At 71.8% G+C, this 10,551-nt stretch carries 12 protein-coding genes; 5 read left to right on the plus strand and 7 right to left on the minus strand.

Annotation, left to right across the window (positions count from 1 at the left end; all coding sequences use genetic code 11):
* The 4 genes from rsxC to argF form a co-directional block, all read right to left on the minus strand.
* Positions 1–848: electron transport complex subunit RsxC (gene rsxC, locus PKE44_RS09490; RefSeq protein ID WP_324550444.1), on the minus strand; the 848-nt coding region annotated here is incomplete at its 3' end.
* A gap of 161 nt (positions 849–1,009) precedes the next feature.
* Entirely contained in the window at positions 1,010–1,561 is a 552-nt protein-coding gene (gene rsxB / locus PKE44_RS09495; RefSeq protein ID WP_324550446.1) for an electron transport complex subunit RsxB, read from the minus strand.
* A 5-nt stretch (positions 1,562–1,566) separates the two neighbouring features.
* Positions 1,567–2,148, minus strand: a complete 582-nt coding sequence (gene rsxA / locus PKE44_RS09500) for an electron transport complex subunit RsxA (protein ID WP_324550448.1) — start codon at positions 2,146–2,148, stop codon at positions 1,567–1,569.
* A gap of 391 nt (positions 2,149–2,539) precedes the next feature.
* Positions 2,540–3,457: an ornithine carbamoyltransferase gene (gene argF / locus PKE44_RS09505; RefSeq protein WP_324550453.1), complete on the minus strand. Its 918-nt coding sequence runs from the start codon at positions 3,455–3,457 to the stop codon at positions 2,540–2,542.
* Between the two features lie 591 nt (positions 3,458–4,048).
* On the opposite strand from argF, the gene PKE44_RS09510 reads away from it, so the two are divergent.
* The 5 genes from PKE44_RS09510 to PKE44_RS09530 all read left to right on the plus strand — a co-directional run bounded on the left by PKE44_RS09510 (position 4,049) and on the right by PKE44_RS09530 (position 6,959).
* Positions 4,049–4,762, plus strand: coding sequence for a PEP-CTERM sorting domain-containing protein (locus PKE44_RS09510; protein ID WP_324550454.1), 714 nt, complete (start codon positions 4,049–4,051; stop codon positions 4,760–4,762).
* 138 nt (positions 4,763–4,900) lie between these two features.
* Positions 4,901–5,404 (plus strand): tail fiber protein, encoded by a 504-nt coding sequence (locus PKE44_RS09515; RefSeq protein ID WP_324550455.1) that lies wholly within the window; start codon positions 4,901–4,903, stop codon positions 5,402–5,404.
* A 14-nt stretch (positions 5,405–5,418) separates the two neighbouring features.
* Positions 5,419–5,937: a tail fiber protein gene (locus PKE44_RS09520; protein WP_324550456.1), complete on the plus strand. Its 519-nt coding sequence runs from the start codon at positions 5,419–5,421 to the stop codon at positions 5,935–5,937.
* A 27-nt stretch (positions 5,938–5,964) separates the two neighbouring features.
* Complete coding sequence (locus PKE44_RS09525) at positions 5,965–6,465, plus strand: tail fiber protein (RefSeq protein WP_324550457.1); 501 nt, start codon at positions 5,965–5,967, stop codon at positions 6,463–6,465.
* Positions 6,462–6,959 carry a GNAT family N-acetyltransferase gene (locus PKE44_RS09530; RefSeq protein ID WP_324550458.1) on the plus strand — a complete coding sequence of 166 codons (498 nt, stop codon included), beginning with the start codon at positions 6,462–6,464 and terminating at the stop codon, positions 6,957–6,959. The genes PKE44_RS09525 and PKE44_RS09530 overlap by 4 nt, the downstream gene beginning before the upstream one ends.
* Positions 6,960–6,972: 13 nt before the next feature.
* On the opposite strand, the gene PKE44_RS09535 is transcribed toward PKE44_RS09530, so the two are convergent.
* From PKE44_RS09535 to PKE44_RS09545, 3 genes are all read right to left on the minus strand, one after another.
* A complete protein-coding gene (locus PKE44_RS09535; RefSeq protein WP_324550459.1) occupies positions 6,973–8,811 on the minus strand; it encodes an Hsp70 family protein in 1,839 nt (612 codons plus the stop codon).
* Between the two features lie 79 nt (positions 8,812–8,890).
* A complete protein-coding gene (locus tag PKE44_RS09540; protein ID WP_324550460.1) occupies positions 8,891–9,496 on the minus strand; it encodes a DUF2760 domain-containing protein in 606 nt (201 codons plus the stop codon).
* 112 nt (positions 9,497–9,608) lie between these two features.
* Positions 9,609–10,551: S49 family peptidase (locus PKE44_RS09545; RefSeq protein WP_324550461.1), on the minus strand; the 943-nt coding region annotated here is incomplete at its 5' end.

The following is a 10,551-nucleotide window of genomic DNA, read 5'->3' on the forward strand; positions in this document are numbered from 1 at the left end:
GCGGCGGTGCCGACGTTCTGGCACAGGATGCCGGAGTCGACCGGCCGGCGGCTGCGGGCGACCTCGACGCCGGTCAGCACGCGGATCAGTTGCTGCTCGCCGCCGGACGGGTACAGCGTCGGAATCACGCGCAGCTCGACGCCGCTGGCGGCCTCGCCGAAGCCGGCGAGTGCGGTTTCGAGCGCGGCGGCGGCCTCGGGCTTGTTGTCCTCGATGCCGATCAGGCAGCGCCCGGCATCGAGTGCGCGGCGCATCAGCAGCAGGCCGCCGATGACCTCGCGGGCGCGCTCGCGCATCAGCACGTCGTCGCAGGTGAGGTAGGGCTCGCACTCGGCGGCGTTCAGGATCAGCACCTGGATGCGCCCGTGCAGGTTCAGCTTCACCGCGGTCGGGAAGGCCGCGCCGCCGAGGCCGACGATGCCGGATTCGCGCACGCGGGCCCGCAGCACGGCCGGATCGAGCGCCAGACCCTCTTCGAGCGGCAGCGGCAGGCCAGGATGCCAGGCATCGCGGCCGTCGGCGGCGAGCACGATCGCCGGCGCGTCGATGCCGGACGGGTGTGCGATCGGCCGCGGCTCGATCGCGAGCACCGTGCCCGAGGTCGGCGCGTGCAGCGGCACGCTGACGTAGCCGTCGGCGCGGGCGATGACTTCGCCTTTGGCGACCGGCTGGCCGACCTGCACGCAGGCGCGCGCCGGTGCGCCGATGTGCTGCTGCAGCGGCAGCACCAGTTCGCCGGCAGCAGCCAGCACCGTGATCGGCAGGCCGGTCGATTCCTGCTTGTGCTCGGGCAGATGCACGCCGCCGTGGAAGCGCCACAGACGGCCCAGCGTGTTCAGCAGCGACATGGCGCGGACGGCTCGCAGGCGAAGAAGCGGGTGGACGCGGGGCGGACCGGCACGGACCCGTCCGGTTTCATACGGATCGGCAAGGATCGATACGGAACCGGCACGGATCCGGGCGGATCGCTCCGGATCGGTGGCGGAGATTCAGCGGTTCAGGCGGCGGTTCAGGCGGCCGTGCGCAGCGTCGGCAGGGCCGCCGGCAGCGTCCACTTCCAGGTCGAGAGCGTGACCTCGACCGGCATCAGCTCGATGGCGTTGACCGGGCAGGGCCCGACGCACAGGCCGCAGCCGGTGCATTCGGCCGAGATCACCGTATGCATCAGCTTGGTCGCCCCGAGGATCGCATCGACCGGGCAGGCCTTGATGCACACCGTGCAGCCGACGCAGCCTTCCTCGTGAATCACGGCGTGCATGCGCACCGGCTCGCCGTCGTTGGCCGCCGAGGTCGGCTCGACGCCGAGCACGCCGGCGATCGCGACCACGCCGGGCTGGCCGCCGGGCGCGCACAGGTCGATCGCCGCCTCGCCTTTCGCGAGCGCTTCAGCGTAGGGCTTGCAGCCGGCGAAGCCGCACTGGCCGCACTGCGTCTGCGGCAGCACGGCGTCGAGGCGTTCGGCGAGCGGATCGCCTTCGACGCGAAAGCGCACCGAGGCATAACCGAGCAGGCATCCGAACAGTGTGGCGAGTCCGGAGAGGGCGACGATGGCAGTGAACATGGGAATCAACCCCGCACGAAACCGGTGAAGCCGAGGAAGGCGAGCGACATCAGGCCCGCGGTGACGAGTGCGATGGCCGGACCGCGGAACGGCAGCGGCACATCGGCAACGGCGATGCGTTCGCGCAGCGCCGCAAACAGCACGAGCACGAGCGAGAAGCCGGCGGCGGCGCCGAAGCCGTACAGCGTCGCGCCGAGGAAATCGTGATGCGCCTGCACGTTCAGCAGCGCCACGCCGAGCACCGCGCAGTTGACCGTGATCAGCGGCAGGTAGATGCCGAGCACCTGATAGAGCACGGGGCTGGTCTTGTGCACGACCATTTCCGTGAACTGCACGACGACGGCGATGACCAGGATGAAGGCGATCGTGTTCAGGTATTCGAGCCCGAGCGGCACCAGCACGGCGCTGTACATGAACCAGGTGCAGGCCGAGGACAGCGTCAGCACGAAGGTCGTCGCCATGCCCATGCCGAGCGCGGTCTCGACCTTCTTCGAGACGCCCATGAACGGGCAGAGACCGAGAAACTTCACGAGCACGAAGTTGTTGACGAGAATCGTGCCGATCAGGATCAGGACGTAGTCTTTCATGGTTCCGCCAGGTCCCCGGTCACCGGTTGATTGCCGCCGCCGGTCGCAGTGCGACCGGCGGTCCCTTCAATAAACCATTACGGCGTCATGGTTTTCGGCCTTGCTCCGCCTGCCTTGCAGCCTACGGCAGGGCGGCGGTGCCAAAACATGACGCAGCGCAACAGCAGGCGGTTTCGCGAGCGATCCGTGCGTGGTTCGCCGGCATGAAACTTGATAAGGAGCTGCCTGCCGCCGTGTGGCGCGGGCCGGCAGGCGAAATACCCCACAAACTGCACGGCCCGGTCGGGGACCGGGCCGGAGCGATTCGCATTACGGCTGCAAGCGGCTGATTCTAGCGAAGTACCGGTGCGGCGGACAAGGCAGGTGCCGCCACCGGTGCGGCCCGGCGGCCTCAGTCGGCCTGCTCGCCGAGCAGCAGGAACTCCATCAGCGCCTTCTGCGCATGCATGCGATTTTCCGCTTCCTCCCAGACGGCGCTCTGCGATCCGTCAATCACCTCGGCCGCGACTTCCTCGCCGCGATGCGCGGGCAGGCAGTGCAGGAAGATCGCATCCGGCGCGGCCGCGGCCATCACGGCGGCATCGACGCAGTAGCCGGCGAAAGCGGCTGCGCGTTTCTCCATCTCGTCCTCGTGGCCCATGCTCGCCCAGACGTCGGTCGTGACCAGATCGGCCCCGGCGGCGGCGGCGAGCGGATCGCGCAGCAGCTCGACGCGATCGGCGTGGCGCGCGAGCAGCGCGGCATCGGGCTCGTAGCCCTCGGGGCAGGCGATGCGCAGCCGGAAGTCGAACAGCTCGGCGGCGGTGAGGTAGCTGTTGCACATGTTGTTGCCGTCGCCGACCCAGGCGACCGTGCGCCCGGCGACCGGGCCGCGCAGTTCGCTCCAGGTCTGGATGTCGGCGAGCAGCTGGCAGGGATGGGCATGGTCGGTCAGGCCGTTGATGACCGGCACCTGCGAGGCGGCGGCGAAGCGCGTGACGGTTTCGTGGCGGAAGGCGCGGATCATGACCAGATCGACCATGCGCGAGATCACGCGCGCGGTGTCCTCGATCGACTCGCCGCGCCCGAGCTGCGCATCGCGCGGCGACAGGAAGATCGCCGAGCCGCCGAGCTGCGCGATGCCGGCCTCGAAGGACACGCGCGTGCGCGTCGAGGCTTTCTCGTAGATCTGTGCAAGCACGCGGCCGGGCAGCGGTGCGTGGCGTTCGCCGGCGCGATGCCTGGCCTTGAGCACACCGGCGCGCCGGATCAGGTACGCGAGTTCGGCGGGCGTACAGTCGGCCAGCGTCGTGAAGTGTCGAATCGTCATCTCGGGCAATCTCCTCCCCCCAGGGAGCACGGCGGACGCGCGGAGTGCGTCCCGCGGTCCGTGCCGTCACCGGCCGGACCACGTACGACGCCGTAGCGGGCCGCCGGGGCGCTCGGCGGTCCGGTCGGCGACCGGTCGTCGGGATCGGGTCGCCGGCTGCCGGTCGGCGGCGGCGCGATCCATCCACAAAGTCTGCTCCACGATCCTGCCGGGAGCAGCCTGAAACATTTTGAGACAGTTTTTGAAACTGTCCGGCCGTCGCGCCCGGATTTCTGGTGGTTTGCCGGCATCGCTGCGGATCGATGCAGGCTAAGTGCGCGTCAGCAGCGGAAATCGGGCGCGGCGGAAAAACGGGCGAGCCTACCGGGGACGCCCGGGATGGGCAAGCCGAACCTGCAGCAAAAGCCGGCCGGACCCGGGATAAATCCCTGAACCGCCTTGCATCCGGCAAAAGCCGGATACTGATGTTGCAAGGGTGGGCCTATCCTGTGGCGGCGGTTGTCCAGAGGCCGGTACACAAGGACCGGATCCATGCCGGCGGCAGCCGCACCAGCGGTAACCCAGCCCACACGACAAGGAAATCCGATCACCATGACCCTCCTGAAAACCCGATTCCTCCTCGCGCCGCTCGCCGCGCTGCTGCTGGGCGCCACGGCACCGGCGCTTGCCGCCGTGCTGTCGCAGCAGCTCGGTGACATCGACTTCCCGAGCGATCCCGGTCTGCCGAACGCGGATCCCGATGCCATCAATCACCGCATCGGCACGGTGACCTTCACGAATGCCAGCGGAGGCGATCCGGCGCCGTTCAACCAGTTCATCGGCTCCGACACGACGACGGATTTCACGGCCAGCTGGACCTTCAGCGCCTATGGCGGCGCGATCCTCGACCCGGTGAGCGCGGCGACGATCCAGATCGGCCTCTACGAGGGCGATTCGGCCGCGACCGGCAATCAGGTGGCTGCCTTCACGGTCGATGGCGTCGACCTGACCGCGGCGCTGAACGCGCTGCTCGAAGCCACGCCGGCCTACACCGGCACCGAAGTCCACTACACGCTGTCGCTGTCGGCGGCCGCGATCGCCGAACTGCTCGATGGCAGCGCGACCTTCAGCCTGACGCTGCAGGGACCGGGCGCCAGCGTGATCGGCGACACCACGAACAACGGTGCCGGCATCGATTTCTCGATCCTGAGCATCAGCACCGACAACGGGGGCACGCCACCGACCGGCGTGCCCGAGCCCGCCAGCCTCGCGCTGGCGGCCTCGGGCTTCGGCCTGCTCGCGGCCCGGCGCCGGCGGCGCGGCTGAGTCCGGCGCGGCGCGGCAAGCACTGCTTGCCGGACGGCGGACGGACGGCTGCTAGTACTTGAGCCCTGCAGCGTCAGTCGCACCGGCCCCGGGGCCGGGCGACCGGCGCTGTCCTTCCGGGCCTCACGGAGCCGTCTCATGGATCCCTTTCTTGGAGAAATCCGCCTGTTCGGCGGTAACTTCGCCCCGCAGGACTGGGCGTTCTGCAACGGGCAGCTGCTGCCGATCCGCCAGAACCAGGCCTTGTTCAGCCTGCTCGGCACGCAGTACGGCGGCGACGGCCGCACCACCTTCGCGCTGCCCGACCTGCGCGGGCGCTGCGCGCCGCACCCGGGCATGGGGCTGGTGCAGGGCCAGAGCGGTGGCAGCGAGACCGTGACGCTGCAGTCGCAGCACCTGCCGGCCCACGGCCATCTGCCGCGCTGCGCCGCGCAGGGCGGCACCGACAAGCCGTCGGGGGGCTACTGGGCCGGGGACGGCAGCGGCAACACGGCCGCCTATGCCCCGGCGAGCGACGGCACCCCGCTCGCGGCCAGCGCCCTGGCGCCTGCCGGCGGCGGGCAGCCGCACGAGAACATGCAGCCCTTCCTCGCGCTGAATTTCATCATCGCGCTGAGCGGCATCTATCCGTCCCGCAGCTGATCCGGGAGACCCTCGTGAGCGAACCCTTCCTGGGCGAGATCCGCCCGTTTGCCTTCACGTTCGTGCCGCGCGGCTGGGCGAGCTGTGCCGGCCAGCTGCTGTCGATCGCGCAGAATTCCGCGCTGTTCTCGATCCTCGGCACGACTTACGGCGGTGATGGCCGCACGACGTTTGCGCTGCCGGACCTGCGCGACCGCGTGCCGATCGCCGCCGGCAGCGGCCCGGGCCTGACGCCGCGCAGCCCCGGCGAGGCCGGCGGCAGCGCGAGCGTGACGCTGACGGTCGCGCAGCTGCCGGCGCACACGCACACACCCGTTGCCCAGAGCCAGCCCGGCACCACGGGCAGCGCCGTCGACGATGTCTGGGCGCGCGATGCCGGGGGCGGCAAGCTCTACTCGGTGCAGGGCGGAGCGCAGATGGCGGCCGATGCGCTCGCCGCAAGCGGCAGCGGCGCGGCGCACGACAACCTGCAGCCCGGCCTGGCCATCCAGTTCTGCATCGCCATCGAAGGCATCTACCCGTCGCACGGCTGAGCCGGCCCCTTTCCGGAGACCCCGTTCATGGATCCGTTCATCGGAGAACTCAAGCTGGTCGGCTTCCCCTATCCGCCGCAGGGCTGGATGGCCTGCGAGGGCCAGCTGCTGTCGATCGCACAGAATCAGGCGCTGTTCGCGCTGATCGGCACCCTCTACGGCGGCGACGGCCAGCAGACCTTCGCGCTGCCCGACCTGCGCGGACGCGTGCCGCTCGGCACCGGCCCGACGCAGCCGCCCGGACAGTGGTCCGGCGAGGACAGCGTGACGCTGACGGCCGCGCAGATGCCGGCCCACACGCACGCCGTGCAGTGCCACGCCGAGCCCGGCACGCAGGCGGAGCCGATCAACGGTTTCTGGTCGGTCGATACCGGCGGCAATGCGCTGTACGCGGCGACGGCCGATGCGACGATGTCCGCCGCGGCCATCTCGACGGCCGGCAGCAGCCAGCCGCATCCGAACCGTCAGCCGTACCAGTGCCTGTACTGGATCATCGCGACCGAAGGCGTGTTTCCGTCGCGCGCATGACGGGCCCCGTGCCGCTGCCGGCGCGCCGGCCGGAAACCCCGGCCGATGCGGACTTCCTGAGCGGGCTGTTCCGCGCGCACCGGGCGGAGGCATTCGCCGTGCCCGGCCTGCCGCCGGCGGACCTCGATGCATTGCTGCGCCTGCAGGTGCAGGCGCAGGTCGCGCACTACCGCCGGCAATGGCCGCAGGCGCGCGCCGAGATCGTGCTCGACGCCGGCGCGGCCCCGATCGGGCGGCTGCTGAGCGCCCGCAGCGCGCGGGAACTGCGGCTGATCGACATCGCACTGCTGCCGGCCTGCTGCGGGCGCGGGCTCGGCACGCGGCTGATCGCGGCGCTGATCGACGAGGCCGGCGCCGCCGGCCTGGCGCTCACCGCGCACGTCGCGCGCGACAACCCGGCGCGACGGCTGTATGCGCGGCTCGGTTTCCGCGAGCACGACGACGGCGGGCCGTACCTCGCGATCCGCCACGCCGTGCCCGGCCGGGAGGCCTAGAGGATGTCTGCGTTCAGGCCTCGTCGGCCTGACGCACCTCCAGCTCGACCTTCCAGCGCTCGCTCGCATCGCGTGACACCGCTTCGAGGCGCAGCGTGCCGAGTTCGGTGACCGCCGCGTGCAGGCGCACCGGCACGACCTCGCCGGGCGTGCGGCCCTCGGCCGGCAGCGTCGCCTCGATCTCGGGCAGCTCTTCGAGCTCCTCGCCGCCCCAGACCTCCAGCACGTCGCCGACGCGGTCATCGCGGCGCACCGGCGAGCCGAAGAAGCGGAAGCGCACCGGCTCGCCGACCACGAGGCCGACCTCCTGCGCCGGCAGCTCGGCCGCGGTGCCTTCCTCCATGCCGAAGGGCGCGACGCACAGCGCCTCGACCGGCGGCTCGATGCCGGGCACGGCCGGCATCGAGCTTTCGATGCCGACGTAATAGCTGCGGGCCGTGCCGCCGCGGATGCGCACACCGCGGCCGCGGCGCACGCAGCCGTAGTAGGCCGCGCCGCGCGCGACCGCGTGATCGAGCTGCGTGCCGGGCAGGCGCCGGGCCGGGGGGGCGCCTTCGGCGGCGAGCCAGGCGTTCAGCACGTCGAGCACGCGCGCTTCGAGCGCGGCCGCCTTGAACACGCCGCCGTTGAACAGCACCGCCGTCGGGTGCAGGAAGCTCGCGCCGGCCGGCAGCTCGATGCCGCAGCCGGGTGCCGCGTCGAGCTGGCGGGCGAGGAAGGCCGCGAGGTGGCGGGTGACGCCGGCGTCCTGCGCATACGGCAGGCCGAGCCGGGTCAGGCCGGTGCGCGCGCGCGCCAGCGGCCGGGCCTCGGCGCCGACGCGCGGGAAGAAGCCCTCGACCAGCGTCGCCTCGACCTCGGCGCGCGTCAGCTCGGTGCGCAGCGTGCCGCCGATCAGCCGCGAGCCGCGGCTCGGCACCACGACCGGCACCGCATCGGCCGCGGCATCGCCGAGGATCTGCTCCTTGGCGGCGCGACAGCCGTGCACGAGGCCCTGCACCTGCCAGGGTTCGAGCTGCGTGCCGGCGGCGGCGAGCTTGGCGCGCAGCACGTGTGCGAGCGCCAGGTCCATGTTGTCGCCGCCGAGCAGGATGTGATCGCCGACCGCGATGCGCGTGAAGTCGAGCCCGCCCTCGCGCTCGCCGACCGCGATCAGCGAGAAGTCCGCCGTGCCGCCGCCGACATCGGCGACGAGGATCACGTCGCCGACGCGCGCCTGCTTGCGCCAGCCGCCGGCGGTCGCCTCGATCCACGAATACAGCGCCGCCTGCGGTTCTTCGAGCAGGATGAAGTCTTCGAGGCCGGCGGCCTGCGCGGCCTCGGCGCTCAGCTCGCGCGCGGCCGGGTCGAACGAGGCCGGCACCGTGATCGTCAGCGCCTGCGCATCGAGCGGCGCGTCGGGGTGGCGCGCGTCCCAGGCATCGGCGAGGTGTTCGAGGTAGCGCACCGTGGCATCGAAGGGCGAGATGCGCGCGACCTCGGCCGGCGCCTCGACCGGCAGCACCGGGCCGCGGCGGTCGATGCCGGGGTGGCAGAGCCAGCTCTTGGCGCTCGCGACCAGGCGCAGCGGCGTCTTGGCGCCGAGGCTGCGCGCGAGCTCGCCGACCAGGAAGCCCTCGGGCGTGTCCCAGGGCAGCGCCAGATCGGCCGGTGCCAGCTCATCCGGATGCGGCAGGTACAGGAAGGACGGCAGCAGCGTGCGCTCCTCGACGGCGCCGGGCGCGGTGAGCTGCGCAACCGGTTCGAGGGCGAGCGCGACGGTCTCGCCGTCGGTCAGGCTCAGGTCGGCGGCGGCGAGCACGCAGTGCGTGGTGCCGAGATCGATGCCGACGGAATAACGGGGTTCGCTCATGGCGGTCTCCGGAGAGGGACGGAAGCGGTGGCCGCGGGGGGCGCCGGGAGGCGCTCCGGTGAAGGCTTCGGCGCCGGGCCTACAGCTCGACCTCGGCCGGTGCGACGACGTGCACGTCGTGGCCCTCGGCGAGCTTCGGCAGCTTCACGGCGCTCGCGCGCCAGCCGCAGTGCACCAGCGTGCCGGTGAACGGCGGCTGGCCGAGCACGCGGCCGGTCAGGCGCACGGCACCGGCATCGAAGCCGGCCGGCAGCGTCAGCCGGCTGCCCTCGCGCTCGCTGCGCACCGGCGCCAGCTCGAAGTGCGTGCGCAGCACCTTGCGGCAGCCCTCGTGGACGATGCGCGCCGCGGCGCCGATGTCGGCATCGCCGGCCGCACCGAGGTCCTCCTGCAGGAAGTCGATCAGCCGGCCCTCCTGCTGCAGCAGGCCGAGCAGCTGCAGCGCGGCATCGGGCGTGACCTCGCGCAGCACCACCGGCGGCGCCACCGGGGCCGGAGGCGGCGGGGGCACGGCAGCGAGCGGCTCCGGCATCACCACCGGCAGCGCGGCGGCTGCGCTCGCACCGGCATCGCCGTGGCGCAGCCGGGCCACGCCGGCGGCAAAGCGGCCCGAGGCCAGCGTGCGGCCGAAGGCACTGAAGGCCAGGAAGACACGTTCGAAGATCGAGGGCGTCGGTTCGCTCACGGGCGGGCGCTCCTGCAGGTCCGGTTCGATTCCGGTTCAGAGGGGGGACAGGGACGGAAGCCGCGCGCAGCGGCCTGCGCGCGGTGCGGAAGGCGGTGCATGGCGGCCGGAATCAGCGCAGCGGACTGTCGAGCCCGAAGGCGCGGGTCAGTGCGCCTGCCAGCGTCGATTCGACCTGGCCGAACAGCCGCTCGAAGGGTTTTTCCTGCTGCGTGTGGTCGCGGATCTGCGTGGTGCCGAGCTTGTCGCGGGCGATGGATTCGACGCTGCCGTAGCCATCGACCAGCCCGAGCGCCTGCGCCTGCTCGCCGGTCCAGAACAGGCCGCTGAAGATCTCCGGCGTCTCGTGCAGGCGCTCGCCGCGACCTTCGCGCACCGCGGCGATGAACTGCTGGTGGATGGCATCGAGCAGCGTCTGCACGTGCGCGAGCTGCGCCGGCTGCACCGGGCTGAACGGATCGAGCAGGCCCTTGTTGGCGCCCGAGGTCAGCAGCCGCCGTTCGATGCCGAGGCGCTGCATGGCCTCGACGAAACCGAAGCCGTCCATGCGCACGCCGATCGAGCCGACCAGGCTGGCGCGATCGGCGTAGATCTCCTGCGCGCCGGCGGCGATGTAGTACGCACCGGAGGCGCCGACATCGCCGATCACCGCGTACACGGGCTTGTCCGGATGCTGCGCGCGCAGCCGGCGCAGTTCGGCGTAGACCTGTCCGGCCTGCACCGGGCTGCCGCCGGGGCTGTTGATGTCGAGGATGATGCCGGCCGCCTCGCGATCGGCGAAGGCCGTGCGCAGACCGTGCAGCACGCGCTCGGCGCTGACGTCGGTGCCCGGGGCGATCAGGCCGTCGACGCTGACCTTCGCCGCGTGCCGGCCGCCGCCGAGCGTGGCCGCCGTCATGTCGCTGCCGGCGCGCCACTGCGCGAGCACGAGCAGCACCACGATCAGCCAGGCGGCACGGAAGAACAGCCGCCAGCGCCGCTCCCGCCGGCGTTCGCGCAGCAGCTCGCGCGCGCTGTCGGCGAGCACCGCGAGCGCGCCGGCCTCGACCGGCGCC

The organism is Plasticicumulans sp. (genome assembly GCF_035331805.1).
In the GTDB taxonomy this organism is placed as follows: Bacteria; Pseudomonadota; Gammaproteobacteria; order Competibacterales; family Competibacteraceae; genus Plasticicumulans.

Coding starts and splice junctions, on each gene's coding strand:
- PKE44_RS09530 (WP_324550458.1), top strand. CDS start 6,462: ATGACGGGCCCCGTGCCGCTGCCGGCGCGCCGGCCGGAAACCCCGGCC.
- PKE44_RS09510 (WP_324550454.1), top strand. CDS start 4,049: ATGACCCTCCTGAAAACCCGATTCCTCCTCGCGCCGCTCGCCGCGCTG.
- rsxA (WP_324550448.1), bottom strand. CDS start 2,148: ATGAAAGACTACGTCCTGATCCTGATCGGCACGATTCTCGTCAACAAC.
- PKE44_RS09515 (WP_324550455.1), top strand. CDS start 4,901: ATGGATCCCTTTCTTGGAGAAATCCGCCTGTTCGGCGGTAACTTCGCC.
- PKE44_RS09535 (WP_324550459.1), bottom strand. CDS start 8,811: ATGAGCGAACCCCGTTATTCCGTCGGCATCGATCTCGGCACCACGCAC.
- rsxB (WP_324550446.1), bottom strand. CDS start 1,561: ATGTTCACTGCCATCGTCGCCCTCTCCGGACTCGCCACACTGTTCGGA.
- PKE44_RS09525 (WP_324550457.1), top strand. CDS start 5,965: ATGGATCCGTTCATCGGAGAACTCAAGCTGGTCGGCTTCCCCTATCCG.
- argF (WP_324550453.1), bottom strand. CDS start 3,457: ATGACGATTCGACACTTCACGACGCTGGCCGACTGTACGCCCGCCGAA.